Source organism: Streptomyces tubercidicus, from assembly GCF_027497495.1.
GTDB lineage: Bacteria > Actinomycetota > Actinomycetes > Streptomycetales > Streptomycetaceae > Streptomyces > Streptomyces tubercidicus.
Map to the genome: position 1 here is coordinate 4,643,768 of NZ_CP114205.1, position 25,802 is coordinate 4,669,569.

Annotated in this window: 21 protein-coding genes; 13 read left to right on the forward strand and 8 right to left on the reverse strand. The window is 72.2% G+C overall.

The window, feature by feature from the left end:
• Positions 1-150: 150 nt before the first annotated feature.
• Genes STRTU_RS20335 through STRTU_RS20345 form a run of 3 tightly spaced genes read left to right on the forward strand, consistent with a single transcriptional unit; the run spans position 151 to position 3,834 of the window.
• Positions 151-1,341, forward strand: a complete 1,191-nt coding sequence (locus STRTU_RS20335) for an acyl-CoA dehydrogenase family protein (protein ID WP_159744913.1) — start codon at positions 151-153, stop codon at positions 1,339-1,341.
• Entirely contained in the window at positions 1,341-2,441 is a 1,101-nt protein-coding gene (locus tag STRTU_RS20340) for a Zn-dependent alcohol dehydrogenase (RefSeq protein WP_159744914.1), read from the forward strand. The genes STRTU_RS20335 and STRTU_RS20340 overlap by 1 nt, the downstream gene beginning before the upstream one ends.
• Positions 2,442-2,499: 58 nt before the next feature.
• Positions 2,500-3,834 carry an MFS transporter gene (locus STRTU_RS20345; protein WP_371873632.1) on the forward strand — a complete coding sequence of 445 codons (1,335 nt, stop codon included), beginning with the start codon at positions 2,500-2,502 and terminating at the stop codon, positions 3,832-3,834.
• 19 nt (positions 3,835-3,853) lie between these two features.
• Here STRTU_RS20345 and STRTU_RS20350 read toward each other — a convergent pair whose 3' ends face one another.
• A complete protein-coding gene (locus tag STRTU_RS20350; protein ID WP_159747097.1) occupies positions 3,854-4,465 on the reverse strand; it encodes a flavin reductase family protein in 612 nt (203 codons plus the stop codon).
• A 286-nt stretch (positions 4,466-4,751) separates the two neighbouring features.
• Here STRTU_RS20350 and STRTU_RS20355 point away from each other — a divergent pair, with 286 nt between their 5' ends.
• Both STRTU_RS20355 and STRTU_RS20360 read left to right on the forward strand, forming a co-directional pair.
• A complete protein-coding gene (locus tag STRTU_RS20355; RefSeq protein WP_159744915.1) occupies positions 4,752-5,333 on the forward strand; it encodes an RNA polymerase sigma factor in 582 nt (193 codons plus the stop codon).
• A gap of 8 nt (positions 5,334-5,341) precedes the next feature.
• Complete coding sequence (locus STRTU_RS20360) at positions 5,342-5,995, forward strand: hypothetical protein (RefSeq protein ID WP_246240869.1); 654 nt, start codon at positions 5,342-5,344, stop codon at positions 5,993-5,995.
• A gap of 93 nt (positions 5,996-6,088) precedes the next feature.
• Here the strand turns inward: STRTU_RS20360 and STRTU_RS20365 are convergent, their stop codons facing one another.
• Positions 6,089-6,973, reverse strand: coding sequence for an enoyl-CoA hydratase/isomerase family protein (locus STRTU_RS20365; RefSeq protein ID WP_246240874.1), 885 nt, complete (start codon positions 6,971-6,973; stop codon positions 6,089-6,091).
• A 109-nt stretch (positions 6,974-7,082) separates the two neighbouring features.
• Positions 7,083-9,338: an acetate--CoA ligase family protein gene (locus STRTU_RS20370; RefSeq protein WP_159744917.1), complete on the reverse strand. Its 2,256-nt coding sequence runs from the start codon at positions 9,336-9,338 to the stop codon at positions 7,083-7,085.
• A 268-nt stretch (positions 9,339-9,606) separates the two neighbouring features.
• Between STRTU_RS20370 and STRTU_RS20375 the strand changes: the two genes are divergently transcribed.
• On the forward strand, positions 9,607-10,158 hold the full coding sequence (locus STRTU_RS20375; RefSeq protein ID WP_246241429.1) for a Zn-ribbon domain-containing OB-fold protein: 552 nt from the start codon (positions 9,607-9,609) through the stop codon (positions 10,156-10,158).
• 144 nt (positions 10,159-10,302) lie between these two features.
• Positions 10,303-10,791, forward strand: coding sequence for a GNAT family N-acetyltransferase (locus tag STRTU_RS20380; protein ID WP_159744918.1), 489 nt, complete (start codon positions 10,303-10,305; stop codon positions 10,789-10,791).
• A gap of 121 nt (positions 10,792-10,912) precedes the next feature.
• Here the strand turns inward: STRTU_RS20380 and STRTU_RS20385 are convergent, their stop codons facing one another.
• Together STRTU_RS20385 and STRTU_RS20390 are read right to left on the reverse strand one after the other, a co-directional pair.
• On the reverse strand, positions 10,913-11,677 hold the full coding sequence (locus STRTU_RS20385; protein ID WP_159744919.1) for a pyridoxine/pyridoxamine 5'-phosphate oxidase: 765 nt from the start codon (positions 11,675-11,677) through the stop codon (positions 10,913-10,915).
• A gap of 22 nt (positions 11,678-11,699) precedes the next feature.
• Positions 11,700-13,184, reverse strand: a complete 1,485-nt coding sequence (locus STRTU_RS20390; RefSeq protein WP_159744920.1) for an FAD-dependent monooxygenase — start codon at positions 13,182-13,184, stop codon at positions 11,700-11,702.
• Positions 13,185-13,449: 265 nt separating this feature from the next.
• On the opposite strand from STRTU_RS20390, the gene STRTU_RS20395 reads away from it, so the two are divergent.
• Positions 13,450-14,223 (forward strand): VOC family protein, encoded by a 774-nt coding sequence (locus tag STRTU_RS20395; RefSeq protein ID WP_159744921.1) that lies wholly within the window; start codon positions 13,450-13,452, stop codon positions 14,221-14,223.
• A 40-nt stretch (positions 14,224-14,263) separates the two neighbouring features.
• On the opposite strand, the gene STRTU_RS20400 is transcribed toward STRTU_RS20395, so the two are convergent.
• Positions 14,264-15,448 (reverse strand): thiolase C-terminal domain-containing protein, encoded by a 1,185-nt coding sequence (locus STRTU_RS20400; RefSeq protein WP_159744922.1) that lies wholly within the window; start codon positions 15,446-15,448, stop codon positions 14,264-14,266.
• A 356-nt stretch (positions 15,449-15,804) separates the two neighbouring features.
• Here STRTU_RS20400 and STRTU_RS20405 point away from each other — a divergent pair, with 356 nt between their 5' ends.
• The 4 genes from STRTU_RS20405 (at position 15,805) to STRTU_RS20420 (ending at position 20,220) form a co-directional block, all read left to right on the forward strand.
• On the forward strand, positions 15,805-17,433 hold the full coding sequence (locus STRTU_RS20405) for an IPT/TIG domain-containing protein (protein WP_246240879.1): 1,629 nt from the start codon (positions 15,805-15,807) through the stop codon (positions 17,431-17,433).
• Between the two features lie 210 nt (positions 17,434-17,643).
• A complete protein-coding gene (locus STRTU_RS20410; protein WP_159744924.1) occupies positions 17,644-18,147 on the forward strand; it encodes an allene oxide cyclase barrel-like domain-containing protein in 504 nt (167 codons plus the stop codon).
• 217 nt (positions 18,148-18,364) lie between these two features.
• Positions 18,365-19,750 carry an acyl-CoA dehydrogenase family protein gene (locus STRTU_RS20415; RefSeq protein WP_159744925.1) on the forward strand — a complete coding sequence of 462 codons (1,386 nt, stop codon included), beginning with the start codon at positions 18,365-18,367 and terminating at the stop codon, positions 19,748-19,750.
• Positions 19,750-20,220: a nitroreductase family deazaflavin-dependent oxidoreductase gene (locus STRTU_RS20420; RefSeq protein WP_159744926.1), complete on the forward strand. Its 471-nt coding sequence runs from the start codon at positions 19,750-19,752 to the stop codon at positions 20,218-20,220. Before STRTU_RS20415 ends, STRTU_RS20420 begins: the two co-directional genes overlap by 1 nt.
• 254 nt (positions 20,221-20,474) lie before the next feature.
• Here the strand turns inward: STRTU_RS20420 and STRTU_RS20425 are convergent, their stop codons facing one another.
• On the reverse strand, positions 20,475-21,122 hold the full coding sequence (locus STRTU_RS20425; RefSeq protein WP_159744927.1) for a TetR family transcriptional regulator: 648 nt from the start codon (positions 21,120-21,122) through the stop codon (positions 20,475-20,477).
• Between the two features lie 897 nt (positions 21,123-22,019).
• On the opposite strand from STRTU_RS20425, the gene afsK reads away from it, so the two are divergent.
• On the forward strand, positions 22,020-24,686 hold the full coding sequence (gene afsK / locus STRTU_RS20430) for a protein serine/threonine kinase AfsK (protein ID WP_159744928.1): 2,667 nt from the start codon (positions 22,020-22,022) through the stop codon (positions 24,684-24,686).
• Between the two features lie 45 nt (positions 24,687-24,731).
• On the opposite strand, the gene STRTU_RS35980 is transcribed toward afsK, so the two are convergent.
• The gene (locus STRTU_RS35980) at positions 24,732-25,709 is read right to left on the reverse strand and encodes a hypothetical protein (RefSeq protein ID WP_159744929.1); all 978 of its coding nucleotides are present in this window, start codon (positions 25,707-25,709) and stop codon (positions 24,732-24,734) included.
• Positions 25,710-25,802 lie beyond the last annotated feature (93 nt).

Below are 25,802 nucleotides of genomic sequence, written 5' to 3' on the forward strand. Positions count from 1 at the left end.
GGGCGGGTGGTTGTTGGGTGCGGTGACGGGCCTCCGGGGCCGGTGTGTGGGACTGCTTCGCTTTACGTCCCACACACCGGCCCCTCCGGCCCGTCCCCTCCCGTTGGGGGAGTTCTGCAGGTTGGTGGGGGTTGGCGTGGGAGGGGTGTCGTGGACTTTGGGTTCGGGGTAGCGGATGAGGGTTTTCGGACTGAGGCTCGGGAGTGGCTTTTGGGGCATCTCGTGGGGGCCTATGCCCAGTTGGTGGGGGTTGGCGGGCCCGGGAGTGAGCACGAGGGTGCCGAGGGGCGGCGGGATTGGGAGCGGGAGTTGGGGGGTGGGGGGTGGATCGGGCTCGGGTGGGAGTGTGCGGAGGGGGCGTACGGGAATCGTGTGGCGAGCCTGACGCAGCAGGTCGTATGGGCCGAGGAGTATGCGCGGGCCGGGGCGCCGGGGCGGGTGGGGCACATCGGGGAGAACCTGTTGGCGCCGACGCTGCTCGCGGCGGGGGACGAGGCGCAGCGGCGGCGGTTTTTGCCGGCCATTGCCCGGGGGGAGGAGCTGTGGTGTCAGGGGTACAGCGAGCCGGAGGCGGGGTCGGATCTGGCGGGGCTGCGTACGGTGGCGGTCCGGGACGGGGGCGGGTATCGCGTCAGTGGGCAGAAGATCTGGACGTCGCTGGCGCAGGAGGCCGACTGGTGCTTTGTGCTGGCGCGGACCGATCGGGGGGAGCGGCGGCATCGGGGGCTCTCGTTCCTGTTGGTGCCGATGGATCAGCCGGGGCGGATCGAGGTGCGGCCGATCCGGCAGATGTCGGGGACGGCGGAGTTCAACGAGGTGTTCTTCGACGGGGCGCGGGCCCCGCATGTGGTGGGTGGTGAGGGCGCGGGCTGGCGGGTGGCGATGGGGCTGCTGGCGCGGGAGCGGGGGGTGTCCACGCTCGTGCAGCAGATCGGGTTCGCCGCGGAGCTGGCCGCCGTGATCGAGGCCGCGGTCCGCGGCGGGGCGTTGCGGGATCCGGTGCTGCACGATCAACTCGTACGGCAGTGGGCCGAGTTGAAGGTCATGCGGTGGAACGCGCTGCGGACTCTGGGCGCCGCCGGGGACGCGGGCGCGCCGAGCGTGGCGAAGCTGCTGTGGGGCGGCTGGCATCAGCGGCTCGGGGAGCTGGCGATGCGGGTGCGGGGCGCGGCGGCGGCGCTCGGGCCCGTCGACTGGACCGCGCGGGCGCCGTACGAACTCGACGCGCTGCAGCGGCTGTTCCTGTTCACCCGGGCCGACACCCTCTACGGCGGCTCGGACGAGATCCAGCGCAACATCATCGCCGAGCGCGTGCTCGGCCTGCCCAGACTGGAGCGGTGATGAGAGGCGTCATATTCGACGGTGAGCGGCCACGGGTCGTGGACGATCTGGAGGTGCGGGATCCGGGGCCGGGTGAGGTGCTGGTCGGGATCCGGGCCGCGGGGCTGTGCCACAGCGATCTGTCGGTGGTCGACGGGACCATTCCGTTTCCGGTGCCGGTGGTGCTGGGGCATGAGGGCGCGGGGGTGGTCGAGTCCGTGGGTGCGGGTGTCGGCCATGTGGTTCCCGGGGATCATGTCGCGCTGTCGACGCTGGCCAACTGCGGGGCGTGCGCAGAGTGCGACCGGGGGCGGCCGACGATGTGCCGGAAGGCGATCGGGATGCCGCAGAAGCCGTTCCGGCGGGGGGAGCGGGAGCTGTTCAGCTTCGCGTCGAACTCGGCGTTCGCGGAGCGGACGGTCGTCAAGGCGGTGCAGGCTGTGAAGATCGCCGAGGACATTCCGCTGACCTCGGCCGCGCTGATCGGGTGCGGGGTGCTGACCGGCGTCGGGGCGGTGCTCAACCGGGCCAAGGTGGACCGCGGGGACTCGGTCGTGGTGATCGGGGCGGGCGGGATCGGCCTCAATGTGCTCCAGGGGGCGCGGATCGCCGGGGCGTCGGTGATCGTGGCGGTGGACGCCAATCCCGCGAAGGAGGCGGTGGCGCGGCAGTTCGGGGCGACGCATTTCATCGACGCGTCCGCGGTGGCGGACAGCGTCAAGGCGGTGAAGGAGATCCTGCCGACCGGCGCCGACCACGCCTTCGAGTGCGTGGGCAGCACCCGGCTGATCCGGCAGGCCGTCGATCTGCTGGACCGGCACGGCCAGGCGGTACTGCTCGGGGTGCCGCCGGCCACCGCGGAGGCGTCGTTCCTGGTGTCGTCGATGTACCTGGACAAGTCGATCCTGGGCTGCCGCTACGGGTCGGCGCGGCCCCAGCGGGACATCGCGCTGTACGCCCGGCTGTACCGCGAAGGGCGGCTGCTGCTGGACGAGTTGGTGACCCGGACGTATCCGGTGGAGGACTTCGCGCAGGCGGCGGACGACGCCCATCACGGGCGGGTGGCCCGGGGGGTGCTGACGTTCGGGCCGGAGGTCGGTGGGGCGCTGGCCCGATCCTGAGGAACCCTGGCCTTCCGGCCACTCGTTCCGCCCGGGGGTGACGGACGAAGCTGCTCCGGTGACCCAGACACCCGAACTGTCCCCGCACCGGGCGGACCCCGCCCCCGTGCCCCGTCGGCGCCGCCCGCACCGGGCCTGGTCCGTCGCGGCCGTCACCTTCCTCACCATCATCGGGGCGGCAGGTTTCGCCTCCCTCCCCGGCCTGCTGATCGACCCGCTGCACGCCGAGTTCCACTGGTCGCGCGGCACCATCGGCTTCGCGGTGTCGGTGAACCTCGCGCTCTACGGGCTGACGGCGCCGTTCGCCGCCGCGCTGATGGACCGGTTCGGCATCCGGCGCGTGGTGGCGGTCGCCCTGACGGTGATCGCGACCGGCGCCGGGCTGACCGTCTTCATGACGGCGAGCTGGCAGCTCATCCTGTACTGGGGCGTGTTGGTGGGCCTGGGCAGCGGCTCGATGGCGCTGGCCTTCGCGGCAACGGTGACCGGCCGCTGGTTCACCGCACGGCGCGGGCTGGTCACCGGCATCCTCACCGCGGCCGGCGCCTCCGGACAGCTGGTCTTCCTCCCGCTCCTCTCCTGGATCGTCGACCGGCACGACTGGCGGCCGGCCGCGGTGACCGTCGCACTCGCCGCGCTCGCCGTCGTCCCGCTGGTGTGGCTGCTGCTGCGTGACCATCCGGCGGATGTGGGCCTCGCGCCGTACGGGGCGACGGAGTTCGTCCCCAAGCCGCCGCCGCAGCGGGGCGCGGCCCGGCGTGCCGTACGCGCGCTGGTCTCGGCGGCCGGTACGGGCCCGTTCTGGCTGCTGGCGGGCACCTTCGCGATCTGCGGCGCCACGACGAACGGCCTGGTCAAGACACATTTCGTCCCCGCCGCGCACGATCACGGCATGCCGATGACGGCGGCCGCCTCGCTGCTCGCGGTGATCGGCATCTTCGATATCGCGGGAACCATCGCGTCCGGCTGGTTCACCGACCGCTTCAACACCCGTCGGCTGCTCGCCACCTACTACGGGCTGCGCGGTCTGTCGCTGATGTTCCTGCCGCTGCTGCTGTCCGACACGGTCCACCCGCCGATGGTCTTCTTCATCGTCTTCTACGGTCTCGACTGGGTGGCGACCGTGCCGCCGACCATCGCCCTGTGCCGCGAGCACTACGGGGACGACGCTGCGATCGTCTTCGGCTGGGTGCTGGCCGCCCACCAGGTGGGAGCCGCCCTGATCGCCTTCCTGGGCGGTCTGGCGCGGGACGCGTTCGGTACGTACAACCCGGTCTGGTACGCGTCGGGAGCGCTGTGTGCCGTCGCGGCGCTGATGGCCCTGGTCATCCGGCAGCGGGGGGAGGCGAAGGGGGAGGGGCTGGCTGAACAGTCTGATCGGTACGTCAGTTGACTGGGGTGTTCAGGGGTGGTCAGGGGTGGAAGTGGCCGAAGGTTCCTCGGTGGAAGAGGAGTGGGCCGTTTTCGGCGGCGGTCGGGTCGGTGCCGAGGGCCTCGACGCGGCCGACCACGATGAGGTGGTCGCCGCCCGTATGGACGGCCTGGATCGTGCAGTCGATCCAGGCGGGGACGTCCGGCAGTCGTGGCGAGCCGGTCACCGGTGCGGCCTCGTAGGGGACACCCGCGAATTTGTCGCCGCCGCTGACCGCGAACCCGCGGCAGAGGTCGCCCTGTCCGGCGCCGAGGATGTTGACGCAGAACGCTCCGGCGCGGGCGATCCGCGGCCAGGTGGTCGACGTACGCGCCACCATGAACGTCACCAGCGGCGGGTCGAGGGAGAGCGAGGCGAAGGACTGGCAGGCGAAACCGGCCGGGCGGCCCGGCTCCCCGGGGGACGTGATGACCGTGACGCCGCTGGCGAAGTGCCCCAGGACGGAGCGGAATTCCGCCGGGTCCAGAGGGGCGCGCTCGTCCTCGCGTACGGCGCGCAGCGTGGGCCGCGGCAGCGCGGTGGCGGGGGACGGTGCGGCCGCCGCGGTGGGCGCACCGACGGAGCGTAGGTATCGCACGGCCGTGGCCGCCATTCCCGCGTGTCCCATCATGTCCTCATTGAATCTGATGGAGCGTCAGGTTGGAAGGGGTGCGGAGTGGGCGGTGTGTGCGCTGCGGGCGGAGCGTGCGGATCGGGCGGTGCGGGCGGTGCGGGCGGTGCGGGGCGCCACCCGGAGGTGTGGTTTCCCCGTGGTTCCGGAGTGAGATGGGGTGGGTTCGGGGGAGATTGGGGGCTGGGGTCCCGATTGCGTGGCGTCCACGCGGGTAGCGTCCACTGCGGCCGGGTCCGTAGCCGAGCACGGGGGAGAGTTCCGGTACATGGCCGATGCGAGAGCGTCGTCAGCTTCGTCTGCCGCGCCACCCACCTTCGACGAGGTCTTCTGCGGGCTGTTGCCCCGGCTGTATCGAAGGGCGGTGATGCTGGCCGGATCGAGACAGTCCGCGGAGGACGTGGTGCACGAGGCATATCTCAAACTCGCGGCCCGCCCCCAGCGCTTCCTGGCCCACCCGGAGCCGTATGCCTACGCCTTCACCGCCGTCCTCAGCGTCGCCCGCGACGCCTACCGCAAGGACCGCCGCCAGGTGCTGGTCGACGGCATGGAGGGAGTCGAGGAGGCCGGTGCGGGAGGCGCCGCCGGTGCGGTGCCCGGGGCGTCCGGCGGCTGGGACGGCGGGGTGGAGCGGCGGCAGGCCGAGATCGAAGCGGTGCGCCTGCTGGGGAGGTTGTCGCACCGGCAGGCCGGCATCGTGATCCTCGTCGACCTCGACGGCTACACCATCGACCAGGCCGCGAAGATCATGAAGGTGCATCGTGGCACCGCCGCCCGCCATCGCGCCCGTGCGCTGGACAGGCTGCGCGCCTACCTCGTTGAATCGGAGCACGGGCAGGCCGGGAGGTGAGCGGCACGGTGGACGTGGGGCCACGCTACGACGGCGGTGCGGGTGCGGCGGGCGGTGACGGCCGGGGCTTCGGCGGTGGCCGGGGCGACGGTGCCGGGGACGATCCCGAGGCGCTGCTGCGCGCCCGGCTGCGGCTGGCGGACGAACAGATCGAGACACCGCCCGGCCTGTGGGACCGCATCAGGGAGCCGCGCCCCGAGCAGGCACCCGCCGTGGTGCCGCTGCCCCGGAGGCGGCCGCGGGTGGTCGTGCTCGTAGTGGCGGCGGCGGTGGCCGCGGTCGCACTGGGGGTGTGGTGGCTGGTGCGCCCCGGGCCTGTCTCGTTGCAGCCGGCGGGGCCGACCCCGAGGGTGAAGATCACGGTCTACAACAGCGAACGGGCCTGCCGTACGGGCCGCTCCCTGGAGTGCGCGCTGCGGCTGGCCAACGACCCGCGTGCCAAGTACGCCGCGCGCGGCAACTCCGCCGGCCGGGTCTGGCACGGCGATGCGCTGTCCGCGCGCTGTGTGGTGACGGACGGCCGGATGGTCCGCGACGAAGCGGGCGTCACCTCCACCCGCTGGTATCTGGTCACCAGCGGGCAGGGTGTGCGGGGCTGGCTGCCGGGGGTGCGGACGCGGAACACGCGTGAGGTGCCGGAGTGTCCGGCGGGGGTGACGTAGGGCGTTTTTCGTTCGGATTCGTTCGGTTTCGTTCGGATGCTGAGGGTGGGCTCGCTCTGGGACAGCCCTGGGCGCACGGGCTCCTCCGGGAGGTCATCGTCCGTGGAACGCCGGGTGGCGGCGGGCCACGAAGGAGGCGACGCCCTCCTGTGCGTCCGCCGTCGTCATATTGATCTCCTGCGCGGTGGCCTCGGCGGCGAAGGCGGCGGTGCGGTCGGTGTCGAGCGAGGCGTTGACCAGCTGCTTGGTCAGGGCCAGGGCGCGGGTGGGGCCGGCCGCCAGCCGCTCGGCCCACTCCCGGGCCGTCTTCGCCAGCTCGCCGTCCGGCACCACCCGGTTGACCAGACCCAGCCGTTCCGCTTCGGCGGCCGGTAGGGCGTCCCCGAAGAACAGCAGCTCCTTGGCGCGCTGTGGGCCGATCAGCCGCGGCAGGAGGTAGGCGCCGCCGCCGTCCGGGACCAGGCCGCGGCGGACGAACACCTCGATGAAGCGGGCCGATTCGGCGGCCAGCACCAGATCGCAGGCGAGCGCGAGATGGGCGCCGAGCCCGGCCGCGGTGCCGTTGACGGCGGCGATGACCGGCTTTTCGCAGTCCAGCACCGCCGTGATGAGCCGCTGCGCGCCGTCGCGGATCATCCGGGCGACATCCCCGGCGACCCGCTCCCCGGCCGGCGGCGAGCCGCGCAGATCGGCGCCGGCGCAGAAGCCCTTGCCGGTTGCGGTGAGCACGACGGCCCGGACGCCGGGGTCGGCCGAGGCGTCGGCGAGCCGGCCGATGAGGCGTTCGCGCTGGTCCCAGGTGACGGCGTTCATCGCGTCCGGCCGGTTCAACGTGAGCCACGAGACGCCGTTGTCAGTGGCGTGGAGTATCAATGAATCGACGGGTTCCGCGCGAGCGGTGGACTCGTCGGACGCTGCGGGCGCGACGGGCGCGGCGGGGGGAACGGAACCGGGGGACGGGGACGGTGAGGGTGTCATGGGGGAGTGGCTCCAGAGGGTGCGGTCGGGGTGGTCGCCACGGCCTTGGGCGCAGGCGCGGGTGCGGGCGTGGGCACGGCCTCGGATGCGGATGCGGATGCGGCTGCGGTCATGGGCAGACGGCGAGGGCGTCGAGGGCTACGGCGCCCTGGCCGCGCGGCAGGACCACCAGCGGGTTGATGTCCAGCTCGGACAGGTCGTCGCCGAGTTCCAACGCCATCCGTTGCACCCTCAGGACGACTTCGACCAGCGCGTCGAGGTCCGCGGGCGGCGCTCCGCGCACGCCGTCCAGGAGGGCCCGGCCGCGCAGTTCGTCGAGCATCGCGCGCGCCTGGTCCTCCCCGAAGGGCGGTACGCCCACCACGACATCCCGCAGCACCTCCACGAGGACCCCGCCGAGGCCGACGGTCACGGTCGGCCCGAAGAGGCTGTCCCGGGTGACGCCGACGACCATCTCGACGCCCCGCTCGATCATCTGGCAGACCAGCACCCCGTCCAGCGGCACGTCCTCGTAGCGCGCGATGTCGGTGAGCTCGCGATAGGCGTCCCTGACCTGGCTGGCCGACGTCAGCTGGACCTTGACCAGGCCGAGTTCGGTCTTGTGCGCGAGCTGCGGTCCGGAGGCCTTCATGACCACGGGATAGCCGACCAGGCTCGCGGCCCGTACGGCCGCCGCCGCGCTGGTCACCAGCTGTTCGCGCGGGACCCGGATGCCATAGGCGCGCAGCAGTTGCTTGGCCGCGTGCTCGCTGAGCTGCTGGCCCGGACGCATCAGGGCCTGTGCCTTGCGCGCGGACGGGGACAGGACGCGGGGGGCGTCGTCGAAGGGGGAGCGGTAGCCGGTGACGAAGCGGTGGTGGTCGAGGTAGCCGCGGACGGCGGTGATGCAGTTGGCGAAGGTGCGGAAGGTCGCCACCCGCGAGGAGCCGAGAAGGGTGCGGCGGTAGGCGTCCTCCGTACCGACCGGCGAGCCCCACACCACACACACCAGCTTGTCCGTCTGCTCCGCCGCGTCCACCAGATCCTGGGCGAGCTTGTCGCTCATCGGCGGGAAGGGCCCGGTGATCGGGCAGATCAGTATGCCGATGGACGGGTCGGCCAGGATCGCGTCGAGGATCTTGCGGCCGCGCCAGTCGCCGACCGGGTGCCCGCCGTTGTCGACCGGATTGGCGACGTGCAGATACTCCGGTATCCACTGGTGCAGTTCGGCCTGCTTGGCGGCGCCGAGGGTGGGCAGCCGCAGGCCGGCCGCGGTCGCCAGGTCGGAGAAGTGGGCGCCGGTGCCACCGGAGATCGAATAGACGGCGACGCCCTCGGCGGTGGGCTTCCTGGCACGGGCCAGCAGCGCCGCGGTGTCCTGCAATTCGTCGAGCCCGTCCACCCGGATCACACCGAACTGCCGCATCGCGGCGTCCACGACCTCGTCCGCGCCGGTGAGCTTGCCGGTGTGCGAGGCGGCCGTCCGGGCGCCGGTCTCGGTGCGGCCGACCTTGACGGCGACGATAGGCACCTTGTTGCGGGCGGCGCGGTCGGCGGCCAGCAGAAAGCTGCGGCCGTCCTTGAGCCCTTCCACATATGCGGCGATGGCGCCGACCTCGGGGCGGGTGGCGAAGTAGGAGAGGAAGTCGGCGGTCTCCAGATCGGCCTCGTTGCCGGTGGGGGCCCAGTGCGAAAGGCGGATGCCCAGTTCCTGGAGGCTGAAGACGGGACGGCCCTGGTGGCCTGACTGGGTGATGAGGGCGATGGCCGGACCGTCCAGGTCCGTACGGAACTTCTCGAAGGCGTTGAGGTTGGTGTTCGGGCCGAGCAGCCGCAGCCCGGAGCGGGCGACGGCCTCGGCCAGCCGCTCCTGGGCGGCCGCACCGCGCTCACCGGTCTCGGCGAACCCGGAGGCGAAGGCCACCGCGAACTTCACCTTGGTCTCGGCCAGTTGCTCGATGACCGGCAGCGGGTCGCCGACCAGGAGCACCGCGAGATCGACGGGTTCCGGCAGTGCGGCGACGGAGGCATGGCAGGGCAGTCCGAAGACCTGGGTGCGTCCCGGGTTGACGGGGTGGAGCCGGGCGCCGACCCGTTCCGCCCAGGCGATCAGCTGACGGGTGATGCCGGTGTTGGGGCGGCCCTCGCTGTCCGAGGCGCCGATCACCGCCACGGACTCGGGCCGGAAGAACCGGTCCAGGTCGGGCACCGGAGCGTGCAGCGGACGGCCGCTGACATCCCGGTCGACCGGGCCGGCGCTCTGGCCCCCGCCGTCGCGGTGCGGTTCACTCATGCCGTGGACGGTGTGTGGTGGTTGCTCCCCACAGGCCACGACGCGGGCCGGCCGGGAGTGAGTGGTAAGGGTGCCGTGAGTCGATCCAAGCATCGCAGACGCCCGCTCCTGTGTGACGGCTCCATAACTGACACATAGTCAGATTACTGAACTGACGGCGCGTCAGGAATGGTTGTGCAGTGAAAGGTTGCAGGGGTCTCCTCCCTTCGCCCTCGGTCGCGGGCCCCGGCCCTCCGGCTGTCGCGGAGTGCGAGTCCGGACGGATAGTGCGGGCCTCTTGCGCGCCCGGTCCTCTTCGGTTGAACTGACGTACCGTCAGGGAGTGTGAGTGCCGGTTCGGCGAGGTGCTGGGGGTGTGCCAGTGAGCGGCGGGACTACAGGGACGGGTGCGCGGTTCGACCTGCCGGAGGTGGACGCCTTCACCCGGCCGTACTGGGAGGCGGCGGCCGAGGGGCGGCTGTTGCTGCGCCGCTGCCGGGCGGAGGACTGCGGTGCGGCGCACTACTACCCGCGCGAGTTCTGTCCGTATTGCTGGAGTGAGGATGTCGGCTGGGAGGCGGCCACCGGCCGGGCCACCCTCTATACCTGGTCCGTCGTGCACCGTAACGATCTCCCGCCGTTCGGCGACCGGGTCCCGTACGTCGCGGCCGTGGTCGATCTCGCCGAAGGCCCCCGGATGATGACCGAGATCACCGACTGCCCGGAGCCGGAGCTGCGGATCGGAATGCCGCTCGTGGTGCACTTCCGGGCCGGGGCCGGGGCCGGGGCCGGGGCCGGGGACGGGGGCGGGGCCGGGGATGCGGGTGCGGGCAGCGGCGGGGACGCGGGAACGGGCAGCGGGGCGGGCGAGGGCGCGCGCAACGGCGGGGGCGAGGGCGCCGCGATCGCCGTCCCCGTCTTCCGGCCTGCGTGAATCCCACGCCCTCGGGCCGCGGCGACCAGGCCCTGCGGCGACCGGGCCCTGCGGGGACCGGGCCCTGCGGGGACCGGGCCCTGCGGCGACCGGGCCCCGTCAATTCCGGTGGCGCCCCACCCTGGACCGAGGCATGCTGTGCCCGTGCTGATCCGTGAAGCGACCGCGGCCGACTGGCCCGCCATCTGGCCCTTCTTCCGTGCCATCGTGGCGGCCGGCGAGACCTACACCTATCCGCGGGACCTCGACGAGGCGGCGGCCCGCGAGATGTGGCTGCTGACGCCGCCCGGCCGTACGGTCGTCGCCGTCGACGAGTCCGGCACGGTCCTCGGTACGGCCAAGATGAACCCCAACCACATGGGCGGGTCCGCGCACATCGCCAGCGCCAGCTTCATGGTCGATCCGCAGCACGGCGGCCGCGGCGTCGGCCGGGCCCTGGGGGAACACGTACTGGACTGGGCCCGCGCCGAGGGCTACCGCGCGATGCAGTTCAACGCCGTGGTGGAGACCAACACCGGCGCCGTCGCCCTCTGGCAGTCGCTGGGCTTCCAGATCATGACGACCCTCCCCGAGGGCTTCCGGCACCCCACCAAGGGCTATGTGGGGCTGCACATCATGTATCAGCAGTTGTGAGGGGGAACGGGTGGAACGAGTGCCGCCGCCGGATCGGAGGCACCGCACGCACCTCCGCGCCGGGGCGGAGGCACCGCACCTCCTCCAGGCGGGCCGGATGCCTGACGGTCGCCACCGCACCTCAAGGCCAGAGCAGCTCCTGCGCCCAACGACCGCCCTCGTAGCGGTAGTTGAGCCGTACGTGCCGACGTTGCGCATCGCCCTGGAAGAACTCGACCTCCTCTGGGTGCAGCACATACAGCGTCCAGCTCGGCACCGGTGCCTCCGGTTCGCGCCGGGCGCGCTCCCAGGCCGCGTCCGAGGCCCGCGCCAGCTCCCCGACCGAGCCGAGCACCTCGCTCTGCCGGCCGACCAGCGCCGCCGCCAGCGCCCCCGTGGAGCGGCGGTGCAGATCGGCCGCGCTCTCCTCCGGGCCCGCCACGGTCACCGGCCCGTGGACCCGTACCTGGCGGCCGACCGCCGGCCAGTAGAAGCCGAGCGCCGCCCGCGGCCGCACGGCCAGTTCGCGGCCCTTGCGGCTGCCACGGTGCGAGGCGAAGTGCCAGCCGCGCTCATCGGCGTCATGCAGCATCAGGGTCCGCAGGGAGGGGTTACCGGCCGCGTCCGCCGTGGCGAGCGTCATGGTGTGCGGCTCGGGGACACCGGCCTCGGCGGCCTCCCGCAGCCACTGCCGGAACAGCGGGAGCGGCTCGCCCGGGGCCGTCGCCGGGTCGAATGACGGCAGCGCGGCGACGTCCCAGACCCGCAGCCCGCGCAGCAGCTCGCGGAACGCCTGGGCGTCCGTGTCCGTGTCCGTGCCTGCGTCCGCGTCCGCGTCGTCGGAGTGGTGCGCCGGATCGGCGGGGTCGGCGTCCGGAGAGCCCTGGTGCGCGGGGTGATCGGTCATGCCAGGCAGCGTACGTCGGGTGTCAGGCGGCGGGGGCGCCCCCGGTGGCGGGAGCACTCCCGGTGGCGGGAGCGTGCCCGGTGGCCGGAGCGCCCCGGGGGGCCGGAGCGCGCCCGCCGCCCCGTGCCCGCCCGCCGCCCGCTGCGTGCCCGTCGGCCGGGACCGGCACCGGCACCGGCACCGGCACCGGATGATCCTTGAGGGTGATCGCGTTGGCGCCTCGCTGCACATCCTCGGCGATCTTCTTCGCGACCAGGTTCTTCCAGGGCACATGCGGCAGCATCCGCATCATCAGATGCCGGAACCGGATCTGCCGCCGGGTATCCGCCGTCATCTCCTTGACGAACGTGGCGGCCTGCGCGTGATTGACCGCGACATAGCCGCGCATCTCCTCCTCGTAGCGAGCGAACGCCTCCTCCGGGCCGCGGCCGGCCGCCGCAAGCTCCCCGGCCAGCACATACGCGCCGACCAGCGCCATCCCCGAGCCCTGCCCCGATGCCGGTGAGGAGCAGTGCGCGGCGTCGCCGAGCAGCACCACCCGGCCGCGCGACCAGCGGTCCATCTCGATCAGCTGCATCCCGTCGAAGTAGAAATCGTCCGCCGCGCGCGCCGCTTCGAGCAGCCGCGGTACCTGCGTCCAGCCTTCGGACGGGGCGACGCCGACATCCTTGAACGCGGCGTCGAGGAGCGCCAGTTGCTGCTCGGGTTTCCGGTGATCGTAGGCCAGCCGCGGCGAGCGGAAGGTGAGCATGCCCTTGGCCGCCGGGTCCCCGGCCGAGCTGTAGGCGCAGACCAGCCTGCCGGGTACCGCGTGATACAACTCCTCGCGGTCCAGGCCGAGTTCGTTCGGCAGGGAGAACGCGGAGATATACGCGCCGAGGTGCCGTACGAACTGCTCTTCCGGGCCGAAGGCCAGCAGCCGGACGTTCGAGTGCAGCCCGTCCGCACCGACGACGAGGTCGAAGCGGCGGGGCGCCCCGCGCTCGAAGGTGACGTCGACACCGCAGGCGCCGCGCCCCTCGCGGTCCCGGTGGTCCTGGTACTCCCGGTGGTCCTGATGATGCTCGCCCGACCGCTCGGTGAGCGACGTGATCGAGTCGCCGAAGACGTACTCGACATCCGCCCGGGTGCGTTCGTAGAGGATGCGGGCCAGGTCGCCGCGCATGATCTCGTCGTCCCGGCCGACCCGGGCACTGAAGATGGCGGCGGGGAGGGTGGCGATCCGCTTGCCGTCGTCGTTCACATACGCGCCGCTCCGCATGTCCGTACTGGCGCGCTGGATGTCCCCCAGGATTCCCATCCGTTCGGCGACCTCGATCGCCGCGCCCCGGATGTCGACCTTGTAGCCGCCGGTCCGCAGCGCGGGGGCGCGCTCGACGACGGTCACCGCGAAGCCGTGGCGGTGCAGCCAGTAGGCGAGCGCCGGCCCGGCGATGCTCGCGCCGGAGATCAGCACGGTCGGGGGCTTGGTGCGTGGTGACGACGAAACGGTGCCGGTACCGGACATGGCGGTTCCCTTCGGGGTCGTGGTGCTTCTGCCGCCTGACTGTACGAGCGTCTTAAACGCTTGTCTATGACGTCTGTCTATGACGTCTGTCTATGACGTTTGTATGTGACGCTTGTTCATGACGTGCGTAGGGTGCGTACGCCATCAAGGGCACTTGGATCACCTGGATCACTTCAGGCCCTGCTTCGCGCTCTAGGACGCCTTCTGTCCTAGATGCTCGCTAACGTCAGTTCAGGTAAGGGCAGGCACTGCGAAGGAGCAGACATTGAGCGAGATCAGCAGCAATCAGCCGCTCGGTACGCCGACTTGGATCGACCTCGGGGTCGCCGACCTCGACCGGGCGAAGGCGTTCTATCGCGCGCTGTTCGGCTGGGAGTACGAGGAGCGGTCGGCGGCGACCGGTCCCTTCACCCTGTGTCTGTTGCGCGGCCGGCGGGTCGCGGCGCTGCGGCCGGTCTCCGCCGCGGACGTCGAGGGTGAGTCCTGGTGGCAGCCGTATCTCGCCACGGACGACTGCGACGCCGTGGCCAAGCGGATCGCCGAGCACGGCGGGACGGTGCTGGCGCCGCCCTCCGATGTGGCGGGCCTGGCCCGTACGGCCGTCGTGGCGGACCCCGTAGGCGCCCGCTTCGGCCTCTGGCAGGGACGGACACTGCCGGGCTGTGAGCTGGTAAACGAGCCCAGCACGCTGGTCCGCAACGACCTCGCGGCCCCGGACCCCGAGCCCGCCCGCCGCTTCTACGCCACCGTCTTCGACTTCACGCTCGACGGCAACGCCGACCTGCCCGACTTCGACTTCACCTTCCTGCGGCGGCCCGACGGCCATGAGATCGGCGGCGTCTTCGGCGACCCCGCAGCCCGTGCCGCCCGCTGGCAGACCGTGTTCGAGGTGGCGGACACCGACGAACTGGTGGCCCGCGCAGTCGCCGCAGGCGGAACGGCCGGCACCCCCGAGGACAGCCCCTACGGGCGCACCGCCGCGCTGACCGACCCGTTCGGAACGGCCTTCAGCGTCATCACCCGCCCGCCCGCCGACTGATCACGGCGCGCCACTCTCCACGGGAGGCCGCGCGGCGCCGTCACCCCCGCCCCAACACCACCGTCCCCGACGAGCAGAACCACCCGCCCGTGCCGGAGGCGACCGCGAGTTGGGGCAGCCGGCCGTCGGGTTTGTGTACCTGGCGGTCCGGGCCGGCCTCGCCGCGGAGCTGGCGTACCGCTTCGACCAGCAGGAACAGCCCCCGCATCCCGGGGTGGCAGGCGGCCAGCCCGCCGCCGTCGGTGTTGACCGGCAGCTCCCCGTCGCGCAGCAGCCGCCCCTTCCCGATGAACGCGCCGCCCTCCCCCTTGGCGCAGAAGCCCAGGTCCTCCAGCGTCACCAGGGTCATATAGGTGAACGCGTCGTAGAGCTCGGCGAGGTCGATATCGGCGGGGCGGACCCCGGCACGGCCGAAGGCCAGCCGTCCGGAGGCCGCCGCGGGGGAGACGGTGAAGTCGTCCCACTCCGACATGGTGGTGTGGGACACCGCCGTCCCCGAACCGAGCACCCATACGGGAGGTTTGGCCAGGTCCTGGACGTAGTCCTCGGCGACGAGCAGCACCGCGCAGCCGCCGTCGGAGCGGATACAGCAGTGCAGTTTGGTGAACGGATCGGCGATCACCGGTCCGTCCAGGACGTCGTCGACGGTGATCGGGTCGCGGTACATGGCGTCCGGATTGGCCGCCGCGTTGGCGCGTGCCTGCACCGCGACCTGGGCCAACTCCTCCAGGGTGGTGCCGTATTGGTGCATATGACGGCGGGCGGCCATGGCGTATTTGGCGATCAGGGTGTGCCCGTAGGGGGCCTCGAACTGGAGCGGGCCACGGGTGCCGAAGGACAGGTTCGAGGTGCGCCGCCCGGCCTTGATGTCGGCGCGGGCGGTGGAGCCGTAGACCAGCAGTACGGCGTTGGCGTGACCGGCGGCGATCGCGTCGGCGGCGTGCGCGGCGAGCACTTCCCAGGTGGCGCCGCCGACCGAGGTCGAGTCGACCCAGGTGGGGCGCAGCCCCAGATACTCCGCGACCTCGACGGGCGCGAGGGTGCCCAGACCCGCCGAGGCGAAGCCGTCGATCACCGCACGGTCCAGCCCGCTGTCGGCGAGCGCCCGGCGGGCGGCCTGGGCGTGCAGGGCGTACGGGGTGGCCCGGTCCACGCGTCCGCAATCGGACAGCGCGACTCCGGCGACGGCGACCTTGCGATTCCCGTAAGTGGTCCCTGAGGTCATGAATCTGACGGTACATCAGATCTAGTGGGGCGGGCAGGGCGCGGGATGCGGCTCCGGGGGTCCCGCCGCGCCGCCGTGCCGCCGCGGCCCGCCGCCGTCAGGGCTGACTTAAAGCGATTATCCGAGAATCGGAGCTTTGCGGTGGCCTTCAAATGACTCCCGGGGGGCGGTATTCTCACATCGCTTTGTGCATTTCACCGGCCGGTTCCCGGCCGGCTGACTGCTCGCTGTTTGCCCATGCGGCGGAGCAGACATTTCCGTGTGCGGGACGACGAACGTTCCCGCCTGCCTGAGGGAGTGTCATGTTCGCCTTTACTCCACACATTCCAACGCCCGTACCGGCGCGAAGTCCCGGATTGCGTGCCGCATTTGTGGCGGGCGCGGTAATTCCGGTGGGTGTGCTGCCCCAGGCAATTACCCTTTCGCCCGACGGTGCCCGCGCCTATGTCGCCAACCGGGGTTCGGGCACCATCAGTGTGATCGACACCGCCACCAGTACGGTGACGGACACCGTCCCCACAGGAGCCGGTCCCGACATCGTGGCGCTCACACCGGACGGGACCCGCGGCTATGTGGTTCTCGCCGACGCCGGACTCGTCAGCGTGCTCGACACCGCCACGAACACCTTCGGCACGGACATCCCGGTGGGGAACGGGCCGGCGGTGGCAGCGGTCACCCCGGACGGCGGCCGCGTCTATGTGAGCCAACAGGCCGGCGACACCGTGAGCGTGATCGATACGGCCACCAATACGGTCAGCGATGTCATCACGGTCGGGAACGCCCCGACCGGCGTGGTGATCACCCCGGACGGGGCCCGCGTCTATGTGGCATGTTTCGGCTCGGGGGTGGTGAGCGTGATCGATACCGCCACGAACACCGTCTCGGCCGCCATTCCCGCCGGTCCGGTCCCCATCCTGCTGGCGCTCAACCCCGACGGGTCCCGCCTCTATGTCACGAACGTCGGCAACTCCACGGTCGGCGTGATCGACACCGCGCTGGGGGCCGTCATCGACACCATCGGGGTCAGTGCCCAGCCGCGCTTCCTGGCGGTGACCCCGGACAACGCCCATGTCCTGGTGGCGAATTCGCTCCCGGACACGGTGAGCGTGATCGACACCGCCACCCATACCGCCGTCGAGAACATCGGGGTGGGCGCCGGCCCGGCCGGCCTCGTCATCCACCCCGACGGGACGCACGCCTACGTCGTCAACACCGAGGCCGGCACGGTCAGCGTGATCGCGACGACCGTGCTGCCCGACCAGGGGGCCACGGCGGGCGGCGCCCCCGTGACGGTGACCGGTCACCACCTGGCCAACGCCACCGCCGTGCGCTTCGGTACCGCGCAGGCCGGCATCACCGCCAATACGGATACCTCGCTGACCGTCACAGAACCCGCCGGATCGGGTGCCGTCCCCGTGACGGTCACCACCGCGGGCGGCACCGGCACCCTCGGCACCTTCTACTACACGCCGTTGCCCGCCCTCACCGGCATCAGCCCCGACTCGGGGCCGGTCGCCGGCAGCGACGACGAGATCACCCTCACCGGCCGCAACCTCGCCGGGGCGATCGATGTGTACTTCGGCACCAGCCGCGCCGTGATCCAGAGCGTCTCCGACACCGAGATCACCGTCCGGGCCACCACGGCCCCGGGGCCCGGCGGCGTTCCCGTCACCGTGCGCACCGCCGGCGGCAGCGTCCAGGGCCTGACCTACACCTACGTCAGTTCCTCCGCCGTCACCGACATCAGCCCCAATTCGGGACCGACCTCGGGCGGCACCGTCGTCACGATCACCGGCACCGGCCTGTCCCACACCGAGCAGGTCACCTTCAACGGCACCCCGGCGTCCTTCGAGATCGTCTCCGACACCACTGTGACCGCCACGTCCCCGCCCAGCGGCGCCGCCGGCACCGTCACGGTCACGATCACCGGCCCCGTTGACAGCCCCACCGGATCGTTCACCTACATCGGCGGTCCCGGCATCTGATCCGCCGGACGGGCCGCACGGCCCGGCCGGGCGGACCCCTACGGGCCGCGCGGCACCGGCACACCGAGTTTCCGGCCGACCGGAATCCCGGCCGACGGGCCGGGAGGACGTCGCGGGGCCCTGCCGTCCACGCGAGAGCGGTCCGGGAAATGAGAGCACCTCACGGCACAGCGTCCGAGAAATTCCCTTCCAGTCCCAGAGGAGAAATCTGTGCGTCACTTCAAGCGGTTCCTGCTGAGCGCGGCCACCGGAATGTCGGCCCTCCTGCTCTGCGCACCCGCCGCGTCCGCGGCAGGCGGCGCCGGTGCCGATCCCTTTCCCCCGAGAGAGGAAGTCTTCCAGCTGGTCGCCCAGCAGACCCAGGGCACTTTCGTCGATGTGGACGGGTCGTCCGGACCCAGCCAGGGCGATGAATTCGTCATCAGCGGGAATCTCCTCCGCAGCGCCGTCCCGGTCGGCACCTACAGCCAGATCTGCACGCTGACCCGGACCGCACCGGGCGATGAGTTCGACCTCCAGTGCGCGGCCGATCTCGCGCTTCCCCTGGGGCAGCTCACCGTGCAGGGCCGGTTCACCGTCACCGGCGCCGGCCCCGGCAACATCGACCTGGCGATCACCGGGGGCACCGGGCGCTACCGCACCGCCCACGGCTCCGTCCACGCCGTCAACGTCAGTGACACGGAAACGCACCTCACCGTCCACCTCATCCGCTGACCGGCGGTGAGTCCGGGGGAGCCGGGTCGCGGTGACGTGACCCGGCTCCCGCCTGCGTTCCGACTCCCGGCGCCCCAAGTCCCCTAGGGGCCCGATGACTTGCGGACCTGGCCTAGGAAAGTGCACCCCTCGTCCCTACTATGACGGTCCGTCAGATCGGAAGCGGGGGCCCGTCGGAGCGGACGGGCGTTGTCGCACGGCCGGGAGGAGCCCGCCGATGGATGCCGCGTTCACCGAGGAGCAGCACGAAATCCGCCGTACGCTGCGCGAACTGCTGGTCAAGCGCTGCGGTCCGGACGAGGTCAAGTCGGCGGTACGCACCCCAGCGGGGTATGACACGGAGCTCTGGCAGCAGCTCGCCGGGCGGCTGGGTCTGCCCGGTCTGGCGCTGCCAACGGCGTACGGAGGGGTGGGCTGCGGGCCCACCGAACTCGCCCTGGCCTGCGAGGAGACCGGCCGCGCCGTACTGCCCTCACCGCTGATCGCGACCGCCGCGCTGGCCGCCCCGCTCCTCCTCGCGCTGGGCAGTGAGCGCCAGCGCAGCGCGCTGCTCCCCGCCCTCGCCGCCGGGGAGCTGACCGCGACGCTGGCCGTGCCGGGCGGACAGCTCGCCACCGCACTGGCGCTGACCGGGCCGAACGACGGCGGCTGGGCGGGCGGCGGCCGGGCCGGCGGAATCCAGGCGAGGCGGGTGGCGCGGGAGGGCGCTGCGGCCGCTGCACGGGACGGCGGGCGGGCGGTGGGCGGCGGCTGGCGGCTGTACGGCGAGGCCGGGCAGGTGCTCAACGGGCACACCGCCGATGTGCTGGTGGTGGCCGCGCACACCGGTGGCTTCGCGCGCAGCCGCACCCTGCTCTTTCTCGTACGGGCGGAGGGCGGGAGCGCGGCCCGGACCAGCGCGGAGTCCGGCGTTCCGGGTTTGCTGCGGACCCGGCAGACCGCGATGGACGAGACCCGGCCGCAGGCGCGCCTCGAACTGCGGGAGGTGCCGGCCGAATTGCTGGGCGAGGGGGACGGTGAGGGCGAGGGGGACGCGGCGGCGGTGGTCCGGGCGCTGGCTGAGACGGGGGTGACGGCGGCCACGGCGCTGGCGGCCGAGGCGGTCGGCGCGGCCGATACGGCGCTGGCCCGTACCGTCGCCCATGTTCAGCAGCGGGTGCAGTTCGGCCGGCCCATCGGCTCCTTCCAGGCGGTCCAGCACCGGCTCGCCGATCTGTATGTGCGGGTGCAGGCGGCCCGCTCGGCGGCGTACTACGCGGCCTGGTCGGCGGGCGGCGGGCCGTCCGCGCCCGAGAGGGAAGGCGCGGCCGAGCCCGGGGTGGGGGCGCTGGCGCTCGCCCAGGCGCTGGAGACCCTGCGGGAGGTGGCGGCCGAGGCGGTGCAGCTGCACGGCGGTATCGGCTTCACCTGGGAACACGAGGCGCATCTGTACTTCAAGCGCGCGGCCTGCGACGAGCTGCTGCTGGGTCCCGTGCACCGGCTGCGGGCACGGGCCGCCGAGGAGGCGGGGCTGTTCCCGGACGGGGCGGGGGAGCGGGGCGGGAGCGGGGAGCCGGGCGGGGTGCCCGCCCCGGGCCGTACGGCCGCGACGGTGGAGGTCTGATGCGCCCGGGTGAGCGGTTGCTCATGAAGGTCTCCGCGACCCGTGCGTTCGCCCGGACCGCGCCGTATGTCATCCCCGCGCTGGACCGTGCGGTCCACCGGCTGACCCGCGGAAAGGTGCTGCTCAGTGCCCGGATGCTGCCCGGTGTGGTGCTGACCGCGACCGGTGCCAGGAGTGGGCTGCCGCGGCGTACTCCGCTGGCGTGCGTACCGGAGGAAGACGGCAGCTGGCTGCTGGTCGGCAGCAATTTCGGGCGGCCGGGGCATCCGGCCTGGACCGGGAATCTGCTCAAGAATCCGGAGGCCGAGGTGAGTTGGCGGGGCCGGGACATACCGGTGCGGGCCCGGCTGCTGACCGGTGCGGAGCGGGCGCGGGCCTGGCGGGCGGCGCTGGCGCTCTGGCCTCCGTACGGCGCGTATCAGGCGCGGGTGACGCGGGAGATACGGCTGTTCCGGCTGGAGCGGCGCTGAGCGGGCCGGTGCGCGACGGGCTTCGACCGCCGGTCGGCGAAGTGCGTGAACCGGGTTTCGACCGCTGGTCGGCCGCATACAACGCAGCGGGCGCCGTGCCGACCCCCGGAGGGTCGCGAGGCGCCCGCTGCGTGTGCGGTACAGCTATGGCAGGACGGACACAGGACCGATGGCGAACCGTCCCGGGAACACCGGGACTTCGGGGCGCGGCAGCTTCTCCGGCCGCTTCCCCGACTGCTATCGCGGTGGCTTCGTTATTTGGTCGGCTTCTTTCCGGTGACGCCGAGGTGCACCAGCAGCGCCAGATTCGGCTTGAGCTCGGCCTGTTTGACGCCCCAGCTCTGGAAGCCCTTCTGGTGTGCGGCGACCGCGGCCAGCATCGCGACCATGGAGCCGGCGATGGCGGCCGGGCTCACGTCCTTGTCGACCTTGTTCTTGCTCTGGAGGTCCTTGATGGAGTCCGTAAGGGAGTTGGTGACGGCATTGAGGATCTTCATGCGGATCTTGTAGAAACGCTTGTCGCCCTCGGCCGCGCCCAGATCGACGACGCGGAGAATCGCGTCGTGCTTGCGCCAGAAGGAGAGAAAGCCTTCTACCAGATCCTCCGCGGCCGTCCAGGCGGATTTGCCCACCCAGGAGCGTCCGGCGACAAGATCGGTCAGAGTGGCGCCTTCTTTGGCCATCTCCTCGGCGATTTCGAGGACGGCGCCCTCGACGTCCGGGAAGTACTGATAGAACGTTGCGGGTGAAGTCCCCGCTTTTCGGGCTACATCGATGACCTTGACGTCCCGATAGGGGGACGAACTGAGCATTTCACTGAGGCAGTCGAGAAGCTTTTGCCGCGTCGCCTGTCCGCGGCGGCCGGCAACTCTGCCGTCGACGGTTCGAACTTGTCCTGTCATGCCGTCAGCTTACCGAGGGGTGATCGGAGCGCGATTTGGCTGCCTGCAAATGGGGATGGGGGAGTTAAGGGTGCAAGGCCCCGCGGAGTGCGCTGGTGGCGGGCCCGGCCGTGGTCACGGCTTGTCCGGCACTGTTTGGTCCGAACCAGTGAACCGTGTTATCAACAGCCTGTGGACAACTTTGGTGGATAAGCGGTCACCCTCCGTGCGGCAAGTGCACGCCGATGCCTGCCGGTTGATCTCCGCCGCCTCTCTGTCGCCGGTCCCGCCGCCCTTTCCGGCACTCTCTGGAATCGATTCCGCGTTCGAATCCCTGTCGGGCAGACTGCGCAAACCGGCGCTAGCTTGGGCATATAGCCGCCATGGCAGCGGCCGTTTTCCGTTGCCTGTTCGTCAATCAAGGCGCCACGCCCGGCGCGGTGGCACCGAAATGACCTTCGAACGTTCAGAATTGGGGCCGGAGCCGCAAGCGACGACGGGGATGGCATGAGCGGTGGGGGATGGGTGTGTGCGGTCGGTGGGGTGGTCTGGTTTCGGCCACCGCGGCCAATTGGATGCTCCGGGGAGTCAACCGATCTCCTCATGTTCGCGTCAAACGGGGCGGTGACCGTCCTGCGGACGGCCGGTGCCCCGCGCAGGGGACCCGGAACCGATCGGTAACTCCGGGGGCAATCGCCCGTCGGCGGACGTATCGGAGCACGTCAGGCAGGGTGGGGTGACATCGGGTAACGGGCCCGGTGCGGGCTACGGGAGGTATGCCGTGACACAGCGGACAGGCCCCGGGTTCGCAACCGTCGGCTCGGCCAGGAAGAATCAGCACGCGTACGGCCGTTTCGACAGTCCTCGCCGCAGGCGGGGGGACGCTGCACGGGGCAGGGCTCTCGGCGGCTCGTGGCTATGGAGAGTCTCTTTTACGCCCCACGGGGAGGTGGCAGGCAAGTGGTGGAGCAGCTGAAGCAGCTCACGCAGCACGATCCCCGGCGGATCGGCCCGTTCGAGGTGCTCGGCCGTCTCGGGGCCGGCGGCATGGGACTGGTCTATCTCGCGCGCTCGGCATCCGGGCGGCGCGTGGCGATCAAGACGGTGCGTACCGAGCTCGCCGAGGACCAGCTGTTCCGGGTCCGCTTCACACGGGAGGTCGAGGCGGCCCGCGCGGTCAGCGGCTTCTACACGGCCGCGGTGGTGGACGCCGATCCGCGCGCGGCGGTGCCCTGGCTCGCGACGGCCTATGTCCCCGCGCCCTCCCTTGAGGAAATAGTCAATGAGTGCGGGCCGCTCCCGGCCCAGGCGGTGCGCTGGCTGGCGGCCGGGATCGCCGAGGCGCTGCAGTCCATCCACGGTGCCGGACTGGTGCACCGTGACCTGAAGCCGTCGAACGTACTGGTCGTCGAGGACGGCCCCCGGGTGATCGATTTCGGTATCGCCTCCGGGGTGTCCAACACCCGTCTGACGATGACCAATGTGGCCGTGGGCACGCCCGCCTACATGTCGCCCGAGCAGGCTCGGGACTCGCGCAGCGTGACCGGCGCGAGCGATGTGTTCTCCCTCGGGTCGACACTGGTCTTCGCCGCCACCGGGCACGCGCCGTTCCATGGCGCCAACCCCGTCGAGACCGTCTTCATGCTGCTGCGGGAAGGCCCCGACCTGGCGGGGCTACCGGAGGAACTCCGTCCGCTCATGGAGTCCTGTATGCAGATGGAGGCCGGCCAGCGGCCGTCCCCCGCCGATCTGCAGTCCCAGCTCGCCCCGCACCTCTTCGGCTCCGGCAGCGACGACAGCGGTACCGCCTCGGCCTGGCTGCCGCCCGGCGCGGTGGGCCTCATCGAGAGCCGGCGCGGCGGCCGCACGACCGTACCGGCCAACGGTCAGCGGGCCGCCTCCGGCCGCGGCGCGGGACGCTCGGCGCCCGCCGCACCGCCCGCCCCGCCCGTGTCGGCCCCGATGCCGGCCCAGGTGCCGCCGCGGCCGCAGAGCGCCCCCGCCGCGGAGTCCGGCTGGCCGGGCCAGATCGGCGCGGGCCCCGGCGCACACCGCGGCAACGACCCGCGCGGCGGCCACCCCGGCCCGATGCCGCAGCCCGCGGTGCTCGGCCCGGACGCCTCCACGGCCCGGGTGACCCCGGTCTCCGCGCCGCCCCCGCCCACCGCGCCGCCGCCCGCCGCCGTGTCCTCCGCGTCGCCCCCGGCCGCCCCTGGAGAGGGCGCCGCCGGTCCCGTACAGCTGGGTGGCTCGGCCGCCCCGATAGGGCCGGGGCCGCGCGCCGAGTCACCGCCGCCGCGCGGGCAGGCCGGTGCCGCGACGAACTGGGTACGGCCGCCCGGCACCGGACCCGCCGCCACGGTGCCCCCGCAGAGCCATGCCAACGGCGGGGAGAGCCCGGCCCGCGCCGAGGCCGCGCCGCCCCCGCCGCCCGAGGCGCCGCCCGCCGAGCCGGGCCGCTGGCGCCCCTGGCGGTTCCGGATGTCGAACGATGTGTGGGGTACCCCCGCGGTCGCCGACGAGCTGCTCTACGTCACGTCCTTCGAGGTGCACGCGCTCGATGTGGCCAGCGGGCGCCGCAAGTTCAAGACCCGTGACGTCGCCTGGGCGATGGCCGTCGCGGACGGCCGGATCCACGCCTCGGACGGCCCGAGCCTGTACGCGCTGGACGCGGAGAACGGCAGCGAGCGCTGGCGGCTGAACGCTGACGGCTGGGTCTACGCCCTCAAGGTCGACCGCGGGACCGTCGTCACCAGCACCCGCGGTGGCGGCGTCCAGGCGTGGGAGGCCGCCACCGGCGAACGGCTGTGGGAGATCGGCGGCGTCCAGACCGAGTTCGAGACCGCAGAGGCCGGGCCCGTGGTGCACGAGGGCACGGTCTTCGTGTGGGCCGACGCACGGCTCAAGGCGCTGGAAGCGCGCACCGGCGCCGAACGCTGGTCGTACCCGGTGGGCGACGCCGCGTCCTGTGGCGGGGTCCCGATGCGGCTGCTGCCTGCCTCGGACGGTGCGGTCTACGTCGTGGCCGGAACCCGCGTGCTGGCCATCGACATCGCGCGCGGCGACGTGCGCTGGCACTTCGAGGCGCCCGCGGTGTTCCTCAGCCCGCCGGCCTTCGCCCCCGGCCCGGCCGTCACCGGCGGCGGGGTCTACCTGGCGGACTACCTCGGCACGGTCTACGCGCTGGACCCGGCGGACGGCCGCGACCGCTGGCGGATCGCCACCGAGGCCCGGCAGTCCACCGAACCGGTGCTGGTCGCGCACGGTGCGGTCCATCTGGGCAGTGGCAAGGCGCTCTACACACTGGACGCGGTGACCGGCACCCCGCGCTGGCGCTTCCAGGCCGGCGCGGAGGTCATCGGCGCACCGGTCGTCGCGGAGGGCCGGGTGCACTTCGGCTCCGCCGACCACTGCCTCTACACGCTCGACGCGATGGGCGGCCAGCTGCGCTGGAAGCTGGAAACCGGCGGCGAGATCACCGGCTCGCCGGTCGCGGTCGGCGGCGTGGTCTACGCGTGCAGCAAGGACCGCTGCGTGTACGCCCTGGACGCGGCCAAGGGGACGGGGCTGGCGCGGCGGGCTTGATGGTGGGGCGGTGGTGAGGCCGCTGCCCCGTATCTGCCCGTGGGGCTACTCCCGTTCCTCCGGGGGCCGTTCGCGACGGTCATCAGGCTGGTCGCGCTGTTCGGTGGGCTCGGGCTCGGAGGGCTCGGGCTGTGCGGGGCGGGCCCGATAGCGATCGCGGCCCCATTCCACCGGTGGTGTGGGGGGCTGCCGATGGCCGGGTCTGGCCGGTGGTGGAGGAGGGGGCGGAGGCGGCTGCTGTTGCGGCTGTTGCTGTGGCTGGTGTGGGGGCGGGTGCTGTGGCTGTTGTTGGGCTTGGGGCCGCTGTCCCTGTGGGGGCGGTGGTGGCGGGGTGATGGGCAGGGGAGTGGTGGGGGTGTCCTCCTGCTGGCCGGGCCCGTAGGGGGCGCCTCCGGGGCCGGTCGGGGGGCCGGCGGGGCCGGTTGTGTAGGGCTCCGGGTTCCACTCCTCGGCTCCCGGGCGTCCCGCGTCCCATGGTTCGGGTGTCCCCGGGGGGTAGGGCGTGTACGGGTCGTAGGGGGAGCGGTCGTCGTAGCGGTCGTCATAGCGGTCGTCGTACGCGTAGCGCCCGTAACGGCCGTCGTCGTACTGCCGGTCGTCGTAGTGGTCGACCCGGCGGGGACGGCCCCGCATGATCAGGGCGCCGAGCAGCAGCAGCGCGCCGCCACCCAGGGCGTTGGCGACACCCACCCCCAGACCGCGGGCGCCGGCGGTCAGTTCGCTCGCGGCCTGCCCCTGGCGGACCATCCACAGAATCGTGAACCCCAGCACCACCAGGCCCGCGAAGGCGACCACGCCCCGGGAACGCAGGGCGACCCCGATCAGGGTCAGCAGGGCGGCGAACGCCATGGGGAGCAGGAGGGAGCCGAAGAGCGGGGCGCTGTTGCGCGTCAGCCCGTTGAAGAGGTCCTCGATCCGTACGTCATTGCCGTGACGGCCGTCGTACCAGGGACGGAAGGGGCTCCAGACGGCGGCCGCCGCTCCGGCGAGGGCGATCAGACACCCGAGAACGTTGCGCACCACGGGCGTCGCCTCGCTTCGGGTCGTCCGGTCATCCTCCGGGACCGACGCTACGCCGGAGCCTTGGTACTCGCGAGACAAGTACGCCCGCTCGCG

Coding starts and splice junctions, on each gene's coding strand:
- STRTU_RS20340 (WP_159744914.1), top strand. CDS start 1,341: ATGAGAGGCGTCATATTCGACGGTGAGCGGCCACGGGTCGTGGACGAT.
- STRTU_RS20350 (WP_159747097.1), bottom strand. CDS start 4,465: ATGGCGGCCACGGCCGTGCGATACCTACGCTCCGTCGGTGCGCCCACC.
- STRTU_RS20355 (WP_159744915.1), top strand. CDS start 4,752: ATGGCCGATGCGAGAGCGTCGTCAGCTTCGTCTGCCGCGCCACCCACC.
- STRTU_RS20365 (WP_246240874.1), bottom strand. CDS start 6,973: ATGACACCCTCACCGTCCCCGTCCCCCGGTTCCGTTCCCCCCGCCGCG.
- STRTU_RS20370 (WP_159744917.1), bottom strand. CDS start 9,338: ATGCTTGGATCGACTCACGGCACCCTTACCACTCACTCCCGGCCGGCC.
- STRTU_RS20385 (WP_159744919.1), bottom strand. CDS start 11,677: ATGACCGATCACCCCGCGCACCAGGGCTCTCCGGACGCCGACCCCGCC.
- STRTU_RS20390 (WP_159744920.1), bottom strand. CDS start 13,184: ATGTCCGGTACCGGCACCGTTTCGTCGTCACCACGCACCAAGCCCCCG.
- STRTU_RS20400 (WP_159744922.1), bottom strand. CDS start 15,448: ATGACCTCAGGGACCACTTACGGGAATCGCAAGGTCGCCGTCGCCGGA.
- STRTU_RS20415 (WP_159744925.1), top strand. CDS start 18,365: ATGGATGCCGCGTTCACCGAGGAGCAGCACGAAATCCGCCGTACGCTG.
- STRTU_RS20420 (WP_159744926.1), top strand. CDS start 19,750: ATGCGCCCGGGTGAGCGGTTGCTCATGAAGGTCTCCGCGACCCGTGCG.
- STRTU_RS20425 (WP_159744927.1), bottom strand. CDS start 21,122: ATGACAGGACAAGTTCGAACCGTCGACGGCAGAGTTGCCGGCCGCCGC.
- afsK (WP_159744928.1), top strand. CDS start 22,020: ATGGAGAGTCTCTTTTACGCCCCACGGGGAGGTGGCAGGCAAGTGGTG.